The organism is Reyranella sp. (genome assembly GCF_965279465.1).
In the GTDB taxonomy this organism is placed as follows: domain Bacteria; phylum Pseudomonadota; class Alphaproteobacteria; order Reyranellales; family Reyranellaceae; genus Reyranella.
Genome location: NZ_OZ257242.1, coordinates 6,045,477 through 6,062,114, shown reverse-complemented (window position 1 = coordinate 6,062,114; position 16,638 = coordinate 6,045,477). Strand labels below are relative to the sequence as shown.

Annotated in this window: 18 protein-coding genes; 12 read left to right on the top strand and 6 right to left on the bottom strand. The window is 66.0% G+C overall.

Annotation, left to right across the window (positions count from 1 at the left end; genetic code table 11):
- From ACQY8M_RS29465 to ACQY8M_RS29445, 5 genes are all read left to right on the top strand, one after another.
- The gene (locus ACQY8M_RS29465) at positions 1–2,547 is read left to right on the top strand and encodes a response regulator (protein ID WP_428663468.1); all 2,547 of its coding nucleotides are present in this window, start codon (positions 1–3) and stop codon (positions 2,545–2,547) included.
- 77 nt (positions 2,548–2,624) lie between these two features.
- Entirely contained in the window at positions 2,625–2,816 is a 192-nt protein-coding gene (locus ACQY8M_RS29460) for a hypothetical protein (protein ID WP_428663465.1), read from the top strand.
- Between the two features lie 257 nt (positions 2,817–3,073).
- On the top strand, positions 3,074–3,277 hold the full coding sequence (locus ACQY8M_RS29455) for a CsbD family protein (RefSeq protein WP_428675537.1): 204 nt from the start codon (positions 3,074–3,076) through the stop codon (positions 3,275–3,277).
- Positions 3,278–3,454: 177 nt separating this feature from the next.
- Positions 3,455–5,020 carry an ABC transporter substrate-binding protein gene (locus ACQY8M_RS29450; protein WP_428663462.1) on the top strand — a complete coding sequence of 522 codons (1,566 nt, stop codon included), beginning with the start codon at positions 3,455–3,457 and terminating at the stop codon, positions 5,018–5,020.
- A 12-nt stretch (positions 5,021–5,032) separates the two neighbouring features.
- Positions 5,033–5,293: a GNAT family N-acetyltransferase gene (locus tag ACQY8M_RS29445; RefSeq protein ID WP_428663459.1), complete on the top strand. Its 261-nt coding sequence runs from the start codon at positions 5,033–5,035 to the stop codon at positions 5,291–5,293.
- 84 nt (positions 5,294–5,377) lie between these two features.
- On the opposite strand, the gene ACQY8M_RS29440 is transcribed toward ACQY8M_RS29445, so the two are convergent.
- Positions 5,378–5,626: a hypothetical protein gene (locus tag ACQY8M_RS29440; protein ID WP_428663456.1), complete on the bottom strand. Its 249-nt coding sequence runs from the start codon at positions 5,624–5,626 to the stop codon at positions 5,378–5,380.
- A 42-nt stretch (positions 5,627–5,668) separates the two neighbouring features.
- A complete protein-coding gene (locus tag ACQY8M_RS29435) occupies positions 5,669–5,803 on the bottom strand; it encodes a hypothetical protein (protein WP_428663453.1) in 135 nt (44 codons plus the stop codon).
- A gap of 224 nt (positions 5,804–6,027) precedes the next feature.
- Here ACQY8M_RS29435 and ACQY8M_RS29430 point away from each other — a divergent pair, with 224 nt between their 5' ends.
- On the top strand, positions 6,028–6,195 hold the full coding sequence (locus ACQY8M_RS29430; RefSeq protein WP_428663450.1) for a DUF1328 domain-containing protein: 168 nt from the start codon (positions 6,028–6,030) through the stop codon (positions 6,193–6,195).
- 61 nt (positions 6,196–6,256) lie between these two features.
- On the opposite strand, the gene ACQY8M_RS29425 is transcribed toward ACQY8M_RS29430, so the two are convergent.
- Complete coding sequence (locus ACQY8M_RS29425; RefSeq protein ID WP_428663447.1) at positions 6,257–7,132, bottom strand: hypothetical protein; 876 nt, start codon at positions 7,130–7,132, stop codon at positions 6,257–6,259.
- Positions 7,133–7,249: 117 nt separating this feature from the next.
- On the opposite strand from ACQY8M_RS29425, the gene egtB reads away from it, so the two are divergent.
- Positions 7,250–8,518: an ergothioneine biosynthesis protein EgtB gene (egtB, locus tag ACQY8M_RS29420; protein ID WP_428663444.1), complete on the top strand. Its 1,269-nt coding sequence runs from the start codon at positions 7,250–7,252 to the stop codon at positions 8,516–8,518.
- Complete coding sequence (gene egtD, locus ACQY8M_RS29415) at positions 8,515–9,495, top strand: L-histidine N(alpha)-methyltransferase (RefSeq protein WP_428663441.1); 981 nt, start codon at positions 8,515–8,517, stop codon at positions 9,493–9,495. The genes egtB and egtD overlap by 4 nt, the downstream gene beginning before the upstream one ends.
- Positions 9,496–9,981: 486 nt before the next feature.
- Here the strand turns inward: egtD and ACQY8M_RS29410 are convergent, their stop codons facing one another.
- Both ACQY8M_RS29410 and ACQY8M_RS29405 read right to left on the bottom strand, forming a co-directional pair.
- A complete protein-coding gene (locus ACQY8M_RS29410; RefSeq protein ID WP_428663438.1) occupies positions 9,982–11,109 on the bottom strand; it encodes an amidohydrolase/deacetylase family metallohydrolase in 1,128 nt (375 codons plus the stop codon).
- Positions 11,106–12,290: a winged helix-turn-helix domain-containing protein gene (locus tag ACQY8M_RS29405; RefSeq protein WP_428675536.1), complete on the bottom strand. Its 1,185-nt coding sequence runs from the start codon at positions 12,288–12,290 to the stop codon at positions 11,106–11,108. The genes ACQY8M_RS29410 and ACQY8M_RS29405 overlap by 4 nt, the downstream gene beginning before the upstream one ends.
- Before the next feature lie 154 nt (positions 12,291–12,444).
- On the opposite strand from ACQY8M_RS29405, the gene ACQY8M_RS29400 reads away from it, so the two are divergent.
- The gene (locus tag ACQY8M_RS29400; protein ID WP_428663435.1) at positions 12,445–13,095 is read left to right on the top strand and encodes a DUF2161 domain-containing phosphodiesterase; all 651 of its coding nucleotides are present in this window, start codon (positions 12,445–12,447) and stop codon (positions 13,093–13,095) included.
- Positions 13,096–13,893, top strand: coding sequence for a phosphodiesterase (locus ACQY8M_RS29395; RefSeq protein WP_428663432.1), 798 nt, complete (start codon positions 13,096–13,098; stop codon positions 13,891–13,893).
- Between the two features lie 28 nt (positions 13,894–13,921).
- On the opposite strand, the gene ACQY8M_RS29390 is transcribed toward ACQY8M_RS29395, so the two are convergent.
- A complete protein-coding gene (locus ACQY8M_RS29390; protein WP_428663429.1) occupies positions 13,922–14,143 on the bottom strand; it encodes a hypothetical protein in 222 nt (73 codons plus the stop codon).
- Between the two features lie 155 nt (positions 14,144–14,298).
- On the opposite strand from ACQY8M_RS29390, the gene ACQY8M_RS29385 reads away from it, so the two are divergent.
- Positions 14,299–14,982, top strand: coding sequence for a hypothetical protein (locus ACQY8M_RS29385; protein ID WP_428663427.1), 684 nt, complete (start codon positions 14,299–14,301; stop codon positions 14,980–14,982).
- Positions 14,979–16,514, top strand: coding sequence for an O-antigen ligase family protein (locus tag ACQY8M_RS29380; protein ID WP_428663424.1), 1,536 nt, complete (start codon positions 14,979–14,981; stop codon positions 16,512–16,514). Before ACQY8M_RS29385 ends, ACQY8M_RS29380 begins: the two co-directional genes overlap by 4 nt.
- Positions 16,515–16,638: the final 124 nt, after the last annotated feature.

The window sequence follows — 16,638 nt, the reverse complement described above, 5'->3', positions numbered from 1 at the left end:
ATGCGTGGCGCTCGTTCGATCGGCCTGGTCGTCGGATTGACTATTGCCGTGCTGGTTGCGACCGGCGCAGCACTGACGTTCGTGCACTACAATTCAGCCGCCAAGCAGCAGCGCCTGGTTTCCAACAACTACGAGACGATCTCGCTGATGCGCCAGGCGCTGATCGTGCTGCAGGACGCGGAGATCGGCCAGCGCGCCTACCTGCTCACTGGCGATATCGCCAATCTCGAGCCCTATGAGCGCGCCCGGCTGCGGTTCGACCCGATCGTGCGCCAGCTCGAAGCGGCGTCGGCCGACGATTCCGGCGCGTTGCGCCAGATCGCCGAGTTTCGCTCGGCCACCACGGAGAAGCTCGGCGAACTCAACGCCACCATCGTCGCCTATCAGCTCTACGGGCGCGACGCCACGCTGCCGCGCAACGCCGGACGGCCCACGAGCGACCATATCCGGCAGGTCGCCGACGCCTTCATCGAAGGGCAGACGTTGCTGCTGTCGAGCCGGCTTGCCGCGTTGCGGTCCGAGCAGGAGCAAGCCGACTTGGCCGGACTGCTGGTGCTGGGCGGCGCCTTCATATGCCTGATCGTCGGCATGTTCCTGATCGTGCGCGGCAGCTCGCGTCTCGAGACGGCGCAAGCCGAGCTTTCCGCGCGCACCCGGTTGCTGCAGACCACGCTGGAAACCCTGCACGACCCGATCTTCGTGCTCAATGCTACGGGCAGCGTGGTTGCCTGGAACGAGGCCTTTGCGAGCCTGGCGTCGTGGAATCCGGCGCGCGAGGCGCCGCCGACCCGGGATAAGCTGCTGTCGGAGCGCTTTCCGGCAATCCGGGCGCTGCTGCAGCCGTTGCAACTGGGCGAGCCGCAGAAGGAGAAGCAGGCCACGGCGCGCGTTTCCTACGAGGGCCGCGACTACGAAGTTTCGCGCGGCGAGATGTCGGGCGGCGGCGCCGTCGTACGCTGCGTCGACGTCACTGAAAAGCTGCGCGACGACGCGGCCCTGCGGCAGGGCCAGAAGATGGAAGCTGTCGGCCAGCTCACCGGCGGCATGGCGCACGACTTCAACAACATCCTGCAGGTCATCCAGGCCAACCTCGACCTGATCAAAACGGGCGTGGAAAACAGCCCCGAGACGCTCGGGCGCCTGCACAGCGCCTCGGCCGCGGCCGATCGCGGCGCTCGACTGACACAGCAGCTTCTCGCATTCGCCCGCCGCCAGCCGCTCGCGCCGCAGCCGATCAGCATCGCCCGCCTGGTAACGGACCTGGGCGAGCTGCTGCGCCACGCACTGGGCGAGCGTGTGGTGCTCGATTTCGCCATCGCGCACGATGCATGGAACGCCAAAATCGATCCCGGCCAGCTGGAGAACGCCATCCTGAACCTGGCGCTCAATGCGCGCGATGCGATGCCCGACGGCGGCTCGGTGCGGATCGAGGTGTCGAACGCCATCCTCGACCGGCGCTATGCCGCGCTGCACCCGGAAGTAACGCCCGGCCCCTATGTGCTGGTTGCGGTGGCCGATACCGGGACGGGCATGCCGGCGGACGTGGTCGCCCATGCCTTCGATCCTTTCTTCACGACCAAGCTCGAAGGTCGCGGGACGGGGCTGGGCCTCAGCATGGTCTACGGCTTCGTGCGCCAGTCCAACGGCCACATTCGCATCGACAGCGCGATCGGACAGGGCACCAGCGTGAAGCTCTATCTGCCGCGCACCCTCGATCCGGTGCCTGAGTCAGGAGCGGAGGCGCCGCATCCCGCTTCGGGCAACGAGCGGATACTGGTGGTGGAGGATAACGACGAGGTCCGCCGCGCGGTGGTCGACATGCTGGAGGGCTGGGGCTACCGCGTCGTCGCGGTGGATAATCCGGACATAGCGGCCGGTGTGCTCGAGAAGGATCCGGCCTTCGACCTGCTGTTCACCGACATCGTCATGCCGGGTGTGATCTCCGCCGTGCAACTGACGAAGATCGCCCAGGAGCGGCGGCCGGGGATCGGCGTGCTGCTGACCTCGGGCTACGCCCGCGACCTGATCCCCAAGCATGACGGGTCGGAATTCCCCTTGATCGTGAAGCCCTATCGCAGCGACGAGCTGGCGGGGCGGGTAAGGGCGGTCCTCGCGGGGCGGCGTCGGCCCGCCGCCGTCGCGACGGAGCGGACGCCGCCGCCACCGCCGCCGTCGAGGGCCGACAATCCACGGCGGGTGCTGTTCGTAGAAGACGAAGTGGTGTTGCGCATGTCGACGGTAGACATGCTGGAGCATCTCGGCTGCGTGGTCGTGGCCGTCGGCAGCGGCGAGCAGGCGCTGGAAATCCTCGACAAGGGCCGCGATTTCGATCTGCTCCTCACCGATCTCGGCCTTCCCGGAATGACCGGGGAGCAACTTGCGGCCGAGGTGCAACGGCGGTTTCCCAGCCTCGCGGTGATCATCGCCAGCGGTTACGGCAAGAGCAACGCCGAGCCGGGGGGCCTGCGCTCTATCGGCAAGCCCTATTCCTCGATCGACCTCCAGCAGGCCCTCGAAGAAGTTACCCGCAAGGCAGGAGCCTCCTAAACGCCACATTTCGTGCAACCGATTGTGTCGCTGCGGCGTTCCTTCTGCACCGGATCGAACACAGGGGCGCCATCATCATGATCAGCTCTCGCGCGATCGCTTCACCTCGGCAGGACGAGTCGCAGACCGTCGGCAGCGCCGGCACTATCCAGGCCCAGTCGGTGCGCCAGGATGACCAGGGCCCGCTCGACAGGGAATTGCTCGATCTCTATGTCGCGATCCTGATCGCCGTACCGCTCGGGTGCTTCCTCAAGTTCTTGTGGTCCTAGAGTGGACTTGCTTCTCCTGCCTGTCCGCCTCGTGACGATGAGCGGGGCGTGAAGGCCGGCGGGACGAGAAGTCGGCAACCTTGATGGTCTGCATCCGTTGATCCACAACGCCCGCTGTCGGGCCAAATAACGGAGGTTCGATGCGTTCCATCGCCATTCTGGCCGCTTGCGCGGCCGTATCCTTTGCCGCCCTGCCGCTCGCCGCGCACGCCCAGTCGAGCACCAGCACGACCACCGTGACGAGCGACGCTGCCCCGATCTGGGAAAAGATCAAGGGCAGCTGGACCCAGACGAAGGGCGCTGTGAAGGAGCAATGGGGCAAGCTTACTGACGACGATCTCATGGAGATCCAGGGGCGCCGCGACCAGCTCGTCGGCAAGATTCAGACGCGCTATGGCATCAGCCACGAGCAAGCCGAGGCGCAGGTGAGCGGCTGGGAGCACAAGTACAAGTCGATGTAGGCGGAGGCGGCGATGAAGTCCCTGCGCTTCACTGCCCATGCCATGTGAAGTGCCTACCCATGGCGCCCTTGTGAAACACGCTCGATCCGCACGAAAGGGCCGGTCCCCCGCGACCGGCCCTTTTCGTTTGGGCCCGAACAACGCTACGGTGGTCCTTTCCCGGGAGAGGATGGCGTAATGAGTAAACTGGGGCGGCGGACGACGTTGGCCGGCGGCGCGGCATTGGCGGCAGCGTCTCTCTTGAGGCCCCGCGAGGCGCGTGCGGCCAAGGGCTTGACGGTGGTGCTCGAATCGGAGGTCACGATCCTCGATCCGCACTACATCACGGCGACCATCACGCGCACCTTCGGACTGCATGTCTTCGACATGCTGTTCGCCATGAACGAGAAGGGCGAGATCAAGCCGCAGATGGTCGACAGCTTCCAGACCAGCGCCGACAAGCTGACCTGGACCTTCGTGCTGCGCGACGGCCTCAAGTTCCACGACGGCAGCCCGGTCACGGCAGCCGACTGCGTGGCCTCGCTGAAGCGCTGGTCGGTGCGCGACGTCCTGGGCAAGATGCTGATGGCCGACACCGCTTCGCTGGAAGCCAAGGACGCGCGGACGTTCGAGTTCGTAATGAAGCAGCCCTTCCCGCTGATGCTGGACGTGCTCGGCAAGCCCAACGCGCCCCTGCCCGTCATCATGCCGGCGCGCATCGCCGCCACGCCGGCCGATCAGCGTATCCCCGAGCCGATCGGCTCGGGCCCGTTCCGCTTCGTCAAGGACCAGTGGCGGCCGGGCAACACGATGCTGCTCGAGCGCAATCCCGACTACAAGCCGCGCGACGAGCCGCCCGACTTCCTGGCGGGTGGCAAGAAGGTTAAGATCGACCAGCTAACCCTGCGCGTCATGCCCGACCAGTCGACCGGCGCCAATGCGCTGATCGCGGGCGAGATCGATTACATGCAGTACCTGCCGTTCGACATGCTGCCGATCCTCGAGGCGGAGAAGAGCGTGAAGTTGATGGGGTTGGGCGGCATCCACCAGTTCCAGGGCAATTTCCGGCTCAACCACGCCTTTCCGCCATTCGACAACCCGGCCGTCCGCAAGGTTCTATGGAAGCTCGTCGACCAGGACGCCACGCTGACTGCGATCGGCGTGCCCGACCAGTATCGCACCAAGTCATGCGCCTCGTTCTGGATGTGCGGCACTCCGCTCACGACCGATGCTGGCGCCGCGGGCAACACGTTCGACATGGCGGCGGCCAAGGCCGAGCTCAAGGCATCAGGTTACAAGGGTGAGCCGGTGATCATCCTCGAGGTCGCGGGCTCGATCAGCCAGACGGCGTCGCGCGTCTTCGTGCAGAACATGCGCGATGCGGGATTCACCGTGGAGCAGCAGCCGCGCGACTGGCCGACCGTGCTGGCGCGCCGCGCCAAGAAGGATGGCTGGTCGATGTTTCCGGTCTATTCCAATGGCACCGACATGTACTCGCCGCTGACGCATTTCTATGTCGCGGCGACCTGCAACGATTTTCCCGGCTGGTCGTGCGACAACCGCATCCCGGCGTTGCTCAAGGCCTATGCTCAGGCGGCCACGCTGGAGGATCGCCGGCGTATAGCGGCGGAGATCCAGGTCGCGTCCTACGATCTCACGCCGGCGATCATGTGGGGCCAGTTCACCATCCCGTCAGGCTATCGCGCCGAGCTGAAGGGCCTGATCCAGTCGTCGTATCCGATGTTCTGGGAAGTCGACCGGTAGGAGGGCTCGATCATGTCCGTGACGCACAACGCGGCGCTCAGCCGCTACGAGATGAAGACCGATCATGGGCTTGCCCTCGCGGTCTACCGCCAGCAGGGCGACAGCCTGGTCTTCACCCATACCGAAGTTCCGCCGGCCGACGAGGGCAAGGGCCATGCGTCGGCCCTGGTGAAGGAAGCGCTCGACGACACGCGCCGGCGCGGTTTCAGGATCATGCCGGCCTGCAGCTTCGTGGTGGCCTATGTGCGGCGTCATCCCGAATATCGGGACTGATTACGCGGTCGCGCAACACCAGGAACGCGGCGGAGGTGACTATCGCCGTCGCCGCGGCCCGCGTGATATCGAGCACGGAAAGCATCAGTGAGGGCGCATCGCGCCGCCGCTGCCCTTCCTGAGCACGCGTTTTGCTCCGGACAGGCAGACCTGTCCGCGGCGCAGCAGCGACATCAGGGCTCGCCGCGTCTGCATGTCGGTGAAGCCTCGATCCTCGAGACGCAGCTCCAGATCTTTGATGGGTACCTCAGGGCCTTCGCTGCGGGCGAGAATCGCGATCTCGTCCAGCAACGCCCCCTCGGCGTCCGATAACTTGTGACCGGTTGAGCTCATGCCAACGCTACTCGCTGAATAAGAGACGGGGAGGGCCGCTCGCTACGGTTGAACGAACAAGGCCCACGCCAAGCCCAAGGCGATGACTGCGCCGGCGAACGACGAGATCAGGACGAGGAAGATCCGGCCGCTGACGACGCCGCTGCGTGACTCGGTAGGGGTAAGTTCGCGTTGCATTGGAGGAGCCTCCGTTGGTCGTTCAAGGGGGCCTTAGCAGTGGAGAACGCCGGACCATCTTTTCGGTTGCCGGGGGCCAGTACGCTTTTCGTGAGGGTCCGTCGTCCGTCCATCTGCTGGCGCAGGCCTAACGATCATTCGACACATCTAGTTGCCCCGGAACCGCGCGCCCGAAGCGCGCGTTAAGGGCGCGCAAAACGAACCCCCCCTCTCTGGAGGCCAAGATGTTGTACTGGGCGTTGATGTTCCTCGTCGTCGCGCTCGTCGCAGCGGTCTTCGGTTTCGGCGGTATCGCCTCGACCGCTACCGGTATCGCACAGGTGCTGTTCGTCATCGCCATCATCATGTTCGCCGTAAGCTTGTTTGCCGGTTTCATGCGGCGTAATCGCTGAACAGCGCGGCGGAATTCGTGACTTCCCCCGTCTGCGGAAGAAGTCGTGCACAAGACCAAGACTACGATTCGAAATGGCAGCGCAGACGCTCGCGCGCGGCGTTCCCTGCCGCACGATCCCAGCAGTTGACGATCGCGACCCGGAAGCCGCCTGGAGGCATGGCGTGTCGGTCGGGCGCCAGGTCTTCGTGAAAGGTGATCTGCAGGCTCGAGACGCCCGGCATCGCGGCGATTTCGTCCTGCAACGACCGCGGCGGATGCCGGTAGCGCTGCCCATGCGGCGAAAACAGCACCACGCTGTAGCCGGTTCGCCGCTCGCGGTCGTCGAACGACCACCCGCCCCCGGCATAAAGACGAACTAGCGCCTCGACCCAGGGATCGCCGCCATAGAGATCGGGCCATTGGTCGGCGAATCGCAGGTGACCTTCGATGATTCTGGCGCCGATCGTCTCCAGATTGACCATACCGGTGTAGCCGCGCAGGTGCTTGCGGCACCAGGTGCCGGTCCAGTCCTCGATCGCCGGCTCTGCTCGCGAACTGACCTCCCAGTAGTCGAAAGTGCCCTCGACGCCGGTTTTGCCGCGCGCGTGCCTGCACCATTTCGGCTCGCCGTCAATTACCGCCAGGTCACTGCTGACATGGTCGCCGTCGAGCAGGGTCGACCAGAAATGACCAGGTTGATATGCGGCACCGTAATCCGCCTCCGAGAGCAGTCGCCGGCTGCCCACGCCCATGCCCTTCAAATTGTAGATCGGCTTGGAGAAGACCGGATAGTGCGACGGGCTGACACCGTGCGGGGCGGCCTCCAGGCCCTGGCTCGCCGCGACGGCAAGCTTGTCGTAGATCCACCGGTGAGTGGGATTCCACAACCATGCGTCGCTGTCTTCAGTCGGTATGAAGACCTCGGCGGGGCAGGGGACACGGGCAAAATATTGCATGCGCCACGGATCGATTTCGCAAACCGGCACTTGTTTCTCTCCCGGACGAATTGGACGGTAACATACTTCCGGCAACCGGTTATCCTCGACCGGCGTTAGGAGCGATGCGGAGGTGTCGTGTCGAAACTGATAGCGCGTAACGTGCCGGTAGACGCCCTCCCGCTGGTCGACCGTTTCCTCACGGTCCGCCAATTGTCCGAGACGCTTGCCCGGCCGCTCTCGCCGGAAGACCAGACCGTGCAGTCGATGCCGGATGCCAGTCCGACGAAGTGGCATCTTGCGCATACCACGTGGTTCTTCGAAACCTTCGTACTGCGCCCGCATCTGCCGGATTATCGATCGTTCGATCCCGCCTACGAATATCTCTTCAATTCCTACTATGAAGCGGTCGGCCCACGTCATCCGCGGCCGCAGCGCGGGATGATCACGCGGCCGGGGGTCGAGGAGATCATGATCTATCGCCGGCACGTATCGAACGCGATGGCGGAGCTGATCGCAACCGGCAGCGGCGACTGGGCGGCGCTCGTCGAGCTGGGGCTGCATCACGAGCAGCAACATCAGGAGCTGATCCTGATGGACGCCAAGCACATGCTGTCGATGAACCCGCTATCGCCGGTCTATGCGCCGGAGAACGCGGCGCCCGGCAGCGGCGTCACGCCGCTCGGCTGGATCGATTTCGAGGGCGGCCTGGTCGAGATGGGGCATGCCGCCAACGGCTTTGCGTTCGACAACGAGGGCCCGCGTCATCGCACCTGGGTCGATCCCTTTGCGCTTGCGACGCGGCTGGTCACCTGCGGCGAGTATGCGGCCTTCATCGATGATGGCGGCTACCGCCGCCCGGAGTTCTGGCTGTCGGCAGGATGGGACTGCGTGAAGCAGCGCGACTGGCAGGCACCGCTGTACTGGCACCGCGACGGCGATCACTGGAACGTGTTCACGCTGTCGGGCCTGCATGCCATGCGCGCGGCCGAGCCGGTCTGTCATGTCAGCCTCTATGAAGCGGCGGCCTTCGCCAAATGGGCGGGCAAGCGCTTGCCGCGCGAAGCCGAGTGGGAACTCGCCTCGGCCGATGTCACGCTTGCCGGCAACATGCTGGAGGACGCCCGGCTTCATCCTGTCGCCGCGCCCCAAGGCGACGGGCTTGTGCAGATGATTGGCGATGTTTGGGAATGGACTGCCAGCCCCTACGTCGCCTATCCGGGCTATCGCGAGCCGCCGGGTGCGATCGGCGAATACAATGGCAAGTTCATGGCCAACCAGATGGTGCTGCGCGGCGGTTGCGCCGCGACGCCGCGTGACCATATCCGCACGACTTATCGCAACTTCTTTCCGCCCGATGCGCGCTGGATGTTCGGCGGCATTCGTCTCGCAGAGGATCTCCGATGAACGGCTCCGTGCTCACACTCGACTTCGCCGAGACTGCCGACCGCGAGGAATTCCGTCGTGCCGTGGTCGCAGGACTTTCCGGCTCTCCGCGCGCCATCCCCGCCAGGTTCCTCTACGACGCACGCGGCTCGGCGCTGTTCGACGAGATCTGCGAGCTGCCGGAATATTACCTGACGCGCACGGAGACGATGATCCTGCAGCAGCGCGCCGGCGAGATCGGTCGGCGCGCCGGACCGGGCTGCGCATTGGTCGAGTTCGGCAGCGGCTCGAGCGTAAAATCCCGCCTGCTGATCGACGCGTTGCCGGCCCTCGCGCTCTATGCACCGATCGATATCTCGCGCGAGCATCTCGATGCCACCGCCGCGCGGCTGCGGCGCGATTATCCTGGGCTTCGAGTCGAGCCGGTCTGTGCCGATTTCATGGGACCGGTGCCGCCGATCGATCATGCCGCACGTCGCCTGGGTTTCTTCCCCGGCTCCACCATCGGCAACCTCGAGCCCGCGGAAGCGACCGCCTTCCTGCGGAATGCCCGGCAGCTCCTGGGCGATGACGGCGCCTTGGTGCTCGGTGTCGATCTCAAGAAGAATCCGCAGCGGTTGCACGACGCCTACAACGATTCGGCGGGCGTGACCGCTGCCTTCACCCTGAATCTGTTGCGCCGCATGAACCGCGAGCTGCACGCCACGTTCGACCTCGCAGGGTTTGCGCACGAGGCGTTCTACAACCCGGTCGAGGGTCGGATCGAAATCTACTTCCGCAGCCTGCGCGATCAGTCGGTGATGGTGGCGGGACGGCGCTTCGATTTCGCCGAAGGCGAGAGGGTCCACACCGAATACTCCTACAAATACGATGCTGCCGGAATCGATGCGTTGGCCAGGAGCGGGGGCTTCTGCATCGCCCGTACCTGGACCGATCCGGCGCGGCTGTTCGCGGTCGTCTACCTCGAGGCCGACCGGCAGTTTTCCGAACCGGAATGATACCCATTCCTCCCTGGCGCAGCCGGGGAGGTGCGGCCCCATGCCTGGCTGCGGCCAGTACGAGCTTGGATCGAGCAGTCAGTGCCGGACTCTCGCCGGGTTCGCGCTCGCCGCAGTAGCGCTCAACTGGATCACCACCGGGGATCATCTCGCGCGCAGCCTTACCCATCGCCATTTGTGGGCGGTGGCAGGCATGGACCTGCTGTTGCTGACGGGGCCGGCGCTGGCGGCACTCGGCCTCCGGCGACGTCGAGCGAGGGAAATCGCCGTGGCTACGGTGTCATACCCGTCATCAGGCACCCGCCCTCGACTTTAGTCGAGGGCGGGTGAGATGACCAGGTGGGGAGGGAGGCGCCGCTGAGCGGGGGGCAGGGGCGACGCCAGATTGAACCCGGCCACGCCGAGACAACGAACCGCCCTCGGAAATAGTTGCGGGGATTCTTTGAAGTTCGGACGATTTGCTTTTCCTCTAGGTTCTTCAACCACTTAGATCGGATGCCACCACTTCCCGGCCAGCACTACGCCGGCCGATAGCAGGCGCCGGTCGCCCACCATGTGTTCGCCGATTGAGTCGGCATAGTCGAACTTGCCGCTCACCTGGTCGATCACCGTGGCCTCGCCGACGCTGCCAATCTTGAGGGTACCGAGATCGGGCCGCTTGATGGCGTCAGCGGCGTTCACGGTCGCGAGCTTCAGCACCGTCGGCAGGTCGACGCCGAGGCAGAGGAACTTCGACATGGTGGTCAGGAGATCGAACGCGGGCCCCTCGATCGAGATCACATGGACGTCGGACGAGATTACGTCGGGCAGGAAGCCCGCGGCCAGCATTGCGCGCGTCGTGCCGAAGCCAAACGACCCGCCGCCGTGACCGATGTCGAAGATCACGCCGCGCGCGCGGGCGGCGATGATCTCGTCGCGCACCTTGCCGTCGGCGCGCACCGGCGCGTTGGGGAAGGGGCGAAAGCAGTGGGTCAGGATGTCGCCCGGCCGCAGGCGGCTCACCACGTCGTGGCGCGACGGCGGCGGCATGTCGAGATGGGCCATCAGCGGCAGGCCGCATTCCTCGGCGACGTCCAGGGCGATCTCCATCGGCATGATGCCCGAATCGCCGCTCGCCGACTTGCCGACCCTGACCTTGATGCCGAGCACGAGGTCCTTGTGCTCACGCGCGATGCGCACCGCCTCGCGCGCGTCGATCAGGCGCATGTCGTCGTTCTCGCCGACCATCACCGTCTTCGAGAAGGCGAAGATGCCGGGGAAGGAGATGTTGAGGTATGGCAGGATACGCACCGGCGACGGCTCGATCACGTGCTTGCGGAAGCCGTGGAAATTGCCGGGCCCGGCGCTGCCGGCATCGATGAAGGTGGTAACGCCGCCGGTGCGAGCAAGGAGCTCGGCCTCGACGCCCAGCGAGGTGCCGCCCCAGTAGACGTGAGTGTGCAGGTCGATCAGGCCCGGCGAGACGATCTTGCCCGTCACATCGCGCGTGTCCACGCCCGACAACCCGTCGCCGATCGCCGCGACCTTGCCGCCGGCGAAGGCGATGTCGGCCACTCTGTCCAGTCCCTGTGACGGATCGACCACACGGCCATTCTTCAATACCAGATCGTTCATCGTCCTTTTCCTTTCACCACCGTCTCGAGCCCGAGCCAGTCGGCCATCAGGCGAAGTTCTTCGTCCAGGGCTGCCGCGACTTCCTGGCGGTCGACACCCTTCTCGAAATGAATGGCATGCGCCAGCAGCCTGCCGTTGGCGCGGTCCGACTTGAGGTCGACCCGGCCCACCAGCCTGTCCCCGAGCAGGAAGGGCAGGACGTAATAGCCGTACGTGCGCTTGGCGAGCGGCGTGTAGATCTCTATGCGATAGAAGAAGTCGAAGATGCGATGCGTGCGGTCGCGCTCCCAGATCAGCGGATCGAACGGCGCCAGCAGGGCGCGCGCCTCGAGGCTGCGCGGCTGGCGCGCGGCAGGATCGAGGTAGGCGGGCCTGTCCCAGCCCTCGACAGACACCGGCAGCAGGTCTCCCGCCTCGATCAGTTCGGCGAGCCGCGCCTTGGTGTCGGCGACGCCCAGCCGGAAATAGTCGCGCAGGTCGAACTCCGTGGCGACACCGAGGGCGCGCGCGGAGAGCCGCAGCAGCTCGCGCTGCGCCTCCTCGGCCGAGGGTGTCGGGATCGCCTGGATCGCCGCCGGCAGCACGCGCTCGGTGAGGTCGTAGACGCGCTCGAAGGTGCCGCGCCGCGCCGAGGTCGTAAGCTCACCCGCGAAAAACAACCATTCGAGTGCGAGCTTGCCGTCGCTCCAGCCCCACCATGCGCCACGGCCCGGTCCGCCGTTGCTGAGCTCGGAGGCGGCGAGCGGTCCGCGATCCTCGATCTCGCGCCGCACTTCGTCGATGTAGGTCTTCTTCGCGCGGCGGAACATCCGCAGCTTGCCCTTGCCATTCCCGTCATCCTCCGCGGCGCGCTGCATGCGCCAGCGCAGCAGCGGCTGCGTGCCGAGCGGCAGCAGCGATGCCTCGTGCGCCCAGAACTCGAACAGGCGACGCTGGCTCTGGCGGCCCCAGGCGGCGCGGTCGAGCAGGGCGCTGTCGTAGTTGCCGAGCCGCGAGAACAGCGGCAGATAGTGGGCGCGCGTCAGCACGTTCACTGAATCGATCTGTAGCAGGCCGAGCCGGTCGATCGCGCGCTGCACATGGCCGGCATTGGCGGCGTCGGGCCGCGCCACGCCGAAGCCCTGCGCGGCGAGCGCGATACGACGCACCGCCGCGGCGGAGATTTTTTCCCGGCGGGCGATCACCGTGGCGCTCCCTCATGCTCTTCCCGACCGCGAACCTCCGGCTCGCTCATGCGCATGAGCGAGCCGGAGGTTCGCGGTCGGGAAGAGCATGACAGATCAGTACGCATTTTCCCTCATGCCCAGTTACAGTGCCATGATAAAGTAACCCGGCATGTCGTTGGAAAGCGACCTCTATGCGCCGGTCAAGGCGCTGCTCGAAGGCCAAGGATACAGCGTCAAGGGCGAGGTCCGCGGCTGCGACGTGGTTGCCGTGCGCGGCAGTGAGCCGCCGGTGATCGTCGAACTGAAACGCACGTTCGGGATCGGGCTGGTGTTGCAGGCGGTCAACCGTTTGGCGCTCAGCGACGCGGTCTACCTCGCGGTCGGCGCCTGGCCCAAGAACCTGCGCGACGTGAAGAGACTTTGCCGCCGCCTGGGCGTCGGGCTGATGATCGTGATCGAGGAGCGGGTCGATATCCTGCTCGATCCCGCGCCCTACAGGCCGCACAAGAATGCGCGCCGCGTCGGGCGGTTGCTGGGCGAGCACGCTCGCCGGGTCGGCGATCCCAACCGCGGCGGCTCGTCCACCAGGGTGCCGCTGATGACCGCCTACCGCCAGGAGGCGCTGCGCTGCGCGGGCCTGCTGGCGAAGAACGGGCCGATGAAGGTGGCGGCGCTCAAATTGGCGGCCGAGGCGCCCAAGGCGGCGGCGATCCTGAGCCAGGATCACTACGGCTGGTTCGAGCGGGTCGAGCGCGGCATCTACGGACTGACGCCGAAGGGAAGGGCCGGGCTGGAGCAGCACGGCTGGAAAGAGGCCTGAATGCTGATCGCCCAGCTCTCCGATCCGCATGTCCGGCCCGACGGAGTCCTTTATCAGGACGTTGCGCCGTCCAACGCACAGTTCGCAGCGGCGATCGCGGCGCTGAACGCGCTCGATCCGCGGCCCGATCTCGTGCTGCTGAGCGGCGACCTGGTCGACAAGGGCATGCCGGCCGAATACGCAAGGCTGCGCGAGCTGCTGCGCGGGCTCGAGATCCCGCTGCTCGTCATCCCCGGCAATCACGACGATCGAGACGTCTTCCGACGCGCCTTCCGGGACCACGACTACCTCCCGGACAGCGGCCCGATGCACTATGCCGCCGGCACGCACGGGCCGGTGCGCATCGTGGCGCTCGATGTCACGCTGCCCGGCCTGCATCACGGCGTGGTCGACGAGGCGGGCGCGCGCTGGCTCGACGAGACGCTGGCCGAGGAACCCCAGCGGCCGACCATCGTCATGATGCACCAACCGCCGTTCGAGACGGGCGTGCCCTACCTCGACCTTTACGCATGTGGCGAGGACCAGCGGCTTGCCGCTGTGGTATCGCGCCACCGGCAGGTCGAGCGCATCGTCTGCGGACACGTCCATCGCTTCATGCTGCTGCGCTTCGGCGGCACGCTGCTCTGCACCGCGCCCAGCACGACGACGGCGATTGCGCTGCAGCTACGACCTGACGCCCGGCCCGCGTCGCATCTCGAGCCGCCGGCCTTCCTGCTGCACCACTGGCGGCCGGGCGTCGGCCTGATCACGCACTTCCTGCCGATCGGCACGTTTCCCGGGCCGTATCCGTTCGCGTGAGCTGCGGCAGCGGTCGCTGCCATGTGCGCTATCGACCGCGTCGCGCTGCCTTCCATCGCCAGGCCGCCACGACCGTCCAGATTGCTTCCACGACACCGAACGGCCATGCGCCTTGCAGAAAGCCGTAAGCCGACCCCATGGCGCATGCGCCGGCAAAGGCGAGGATGAACCACGGGCTGCGGTTCTCCAGGGCGTAGAAGATCAACATCAGGTTGACAGCCACCAGGCCGAAGATCGTGAGTACGTCCATGCCGTCTTGATGGTCGCATCCGGCGTAGCGACGTTCAATTCACAGTGGGCGCAGTCCGGAAGACCTTTGACATCGTGATGCGATGACGCTGGAGTGCGCCGCGTAAAGCGCGACTCCGGGGGGAAGTCTTTCTGTCTCTTCTTTTGAATTGGCTGATGCGCGGCCTGACGGTGATCGGCGGCATCATCGCCGTCGTGCAGGCCGGACCGATCGCGCGTGCCGCATGGCAGGCCCAATATGCCGATGGGGTCGTCTACAGGCTACGCACCGAGCAGAAGGTCGACACGCGCAGCGTCGTGAATGGCATCGATTCGCTCGGCCGCGCGATCGCCATCGATCCGGTGCCGACGCGCTACCTTGCTCGCTCCGAACTGCTCGGCGCTGCCGCGCTGACGCCCTCCGTCGGCGCCGATGCGGCCACGCGCACCGACTGGGAGAAGCGGGCCCGCGCCGACCTCGTCACCGGACTCGCCGGGGCGCCGGCGCACGGCGTCGACTGGCTGCGGCTCGCGACCTTGCAGTTCCAGCTGGAAGGGCCCTCGCGCTTGGTCGTTGCCATGATCTTCACCTCGATCGAGATGGCCGGCCGCCTGCCCCAGACCTGGCGGCCACGGCTGCGCATCATCCTCGATTGCTGGGCCCTGCTGACCGACCAGCAGAAGGAGCGCCTGCGGTCCCACATCACCATGGTCTGGCGTCAGTCGAGCGGCGATCGCCGGCTGTTCGGCTATGTCACGCATTCGGCCGCCGATCATGCGATCCTGACCTGGTTCCTGCGCGACGTGCCGGGGGCGCCGCAGGAACTCGCCGCCATCATCCAGAAAGTGAGCAAGGAATGAGCCCCCGGTCCACACGGCGGCGCTCCCGTTCGCAGGCGGAAGGGGCGGATGGCCTGCCGGGCAGAAGCTCCCTCGAGCTGGTGTCGCGGATCACGGGCTGGCTGGTGCTGTCGGCCTTCCTGCTGGTGATCTTCGGCTCGCCGCTGCCCTTGGGTTCGAACCGCGAATGGGCCTGGGCGCCGATCCTGATGGTGCTCGGCGTCATCGGCATCCTGTGCGCTCTCGGGCTGGGCGACACCGCGGGCTTCCGGGTCGAGTCGAACGAGCGCTGGCCGCTGCTCGCCCTGGTGATCTGCTTCGTGCTGTTCACCTTCGTCGGCCTGCTGCAGATGTCGACCTATGCACCCGTCACGGGCAGCGGCCCGTTTTATGCCCGCGCGGCGGCGCTGCTCGGTCAGGCACACGCCGTCGTGCCGAGCCTGTCGGTCGATGCGACGCGCAACACGCTGCTGCGCTGCCTCGCCTGCGTACTGGTCTTCGTGATCGCGCGCGCCCTGTTCCGCGAACCGGACCGGGCGCGGCTGCTGGTCTTCACCTTCCTGCTGAGCGCGATTGCGGTGATGGTCTACGCGCTGCTGCAACAGTCCTCGACCGGCGGCTGCTATGTCGGCAGCCTGCTGAAGAAGCAGGGCGAGTACACCAACGACCGCTGCCTGATGTCCGGCACCTTCGCCAACAGCAACTCCTTCGGCTGCTTCGCCGGCATGGCGCTGGCGGCTGCGCTGGCCTGTATGTTCAGGCAGAACCGCGGCAGTCGGGCCGTCGTGGACGATGACGACGGCAGCCACGCTAGCGACGGCGACCGCTTCTTCGGGCGGTTGGACGGCAGCACGATGATACTTGGGGCGATGGCGCTGCTGTTCGTAGGCACCCAGCTCTTCTCTTCGTCACGCGCGGCTTTCGCCGTGACGGTCGTGATGGTGATTGCGATGCTCTATCTGTCGATGCGGGGCCGCTGGCGCTCGCGCGGGCAGGTCGGGCAGGCGGTCGTCATCGGCACGGCGATCGGCGTGCTCGTTCTGGTGATCGCGGGCGGTGCGATGCTGCGCAAGGTGTCGCTGCTGTCGGACTCGAGCAACTTCAACCGGGCCTTCATCTGGGAGGCGTCGTTGCGGGCCGCCCAGGCGTCACCATGGCTGGGCTGGGGTCTCGGCACCTTTCCCGAAATCTATGCCGCCTACCAGCCCGACGAGATCAGCCAAGTCAACGACAAGGCCCATTCGACCCCGATCGAGCTCTATGTCGAGACCGGCGTCCTCGGGACCGTGCCGGGGCTGCTCATGGCCCTGATCCCCTGGGGCGTCTGCCTGTGGGGAGCGCTGCAACGCCGGCGCCAGCGCCACCTTCTGGTCGCGGCCTTTGCCGTGCCCGGTATCGCCATGCTGCATTCCGCGGTCGATTTCAGCCTGCAGATACCGGCCGTAGCCTTCATTTCGGCTGCCTTTCTCGGCATGGGCTGGGCACAGACATTTCATCACGGCCCGGTCCGGCGGCGCGCACGTAGGGAAGTCTTTACGGGTGACGAGGACTGAACTAACCTCATCAAGAGTGTAGTTAGTATGCCAAGGGCTCGGATAGGGGATAAATTGAGGCAAGAGGGCGTATAGCGAGCGGTTACCGTGCTTGACCGGGCGCCGTTGCCCGGCCCGTGCTTGC

What these genes read in the sequence shown, in the direction of transcription:
- ACQY8M_RS29465 (WP_428663468.1), top strand. Translation starts at nt 1, where the DNA reads ATGCGTGGCGCTCGTTCGATCGGCCTGGTCGTCGGATTGACTATTGCC.
- ACQY8M_RS29460 (WP_428663465.1), top strand. Translation starts at nt 2,625, where the DNA reads ATGATCAGCTCTCGCGCGATCGCTTCACCTCGGCAGGACGAGTCGCAG.
- ACQY8M_RS29450 (WP_428663462.1), top strand. Translation starts at nt 3,455, where the DNA reads ATGAGTAAACTGGGGCGGCGGACGACGTTGGCCGGCGGCGCGGCATTG.
- ACQY8M_RS29445 (WP_428663459.1), top strand. Translation starts at nt 5,033, where the DNA reads ATGTCCGTGACGCACAACGCGGCGCTCAGCCGCTACGAGATGAAGACC.
- ACQY8M_RS29440 (WP_428663456.1), bottom strand. Translation starts at nt 5,626, where the DNA reads ATGAGCTCAACCGGTCACAAGTTATCGGACGCCGAGGGGGCGTTGCTG.
- ACQY8M_RS29435 (WP_428663453.1), bottom strand. Translation starts at nt 5,803, where the DNA reads ATGCAACGCGAACTTACCCCTACCGAGTCACGCAGCGGCGTCGTCAGC.
- ACQY8M_RS29430 (WP_428663450.1), top strand. Translation starts at nt 6,028, where the DNA reads ATGTTGTACTGGGCGTTGATGTTCCTCGTCGTCGCGCTCGTCGCAGCG.
- ACQY8M_RS29425 (WP_428663447.1), bottom strand. Translation starts at nt 7,132, where the DNA reads ATGCAATATTTTGCCCGTGTCCCCTGCCCCGCCGAGGTCTTCATACCG.
- egtD (WP_428663441.1), top strand. Translation starts at nt 8,515, where the DNA reads ATGAACGGCTCCGTGCTCACACTCGACTTCGCCGAGACTGCCGACCGC.
- ACQY8M_RS29410 (WP_428663438.1), bottom strand. Translation starts at nt 11,109, where the DNA reads ATGAACGATCTGGTATTGAAGAATGGCCGTGTGGTCGATCCGTCACAG.
- ACQY8M_RS29400 (WP_428663435.1), top strand. Translation starts at nt 12,445, where the DNA reads ATGTCGTTGGAAAGCGACCTCTATGCGCCGGTCAAGGCGCTGCTCGAA.
- ACQY8M_RS29395 (WP_428663432.1), top strand. Translation starts at nt 13,096, where the DNA reads ATGCTGATCGCCCAGCTCTCCGATCCGCATGTCCGGCCCGACGGAGTC.
- ACQY8M_RS29390 (WP_428663429.1), bottom strand. Translation starts at nt 14,143, where the DNA reads ATGGACGTACTCACGATCTTCGGCCTGGTGGCTGTCAACCTGATGTTG.
- ACQY8M_RS29385 (WP_428663427.1), top strand. Translation starts at nt 14,299, where the DNA reads ATGCGCGGCCTGACGGTGATCGGCGGCATCATCGCCGTCGTGCAGGCC.
- ACQY8M_RS29380 (WP_428663424.1), top strand. Translation starts at nt 14,979, where the DNA reads ATGAGCCCCCGGTCCACACGGCGGCGCTCCCGTTCGCAGGCGGAAGGG.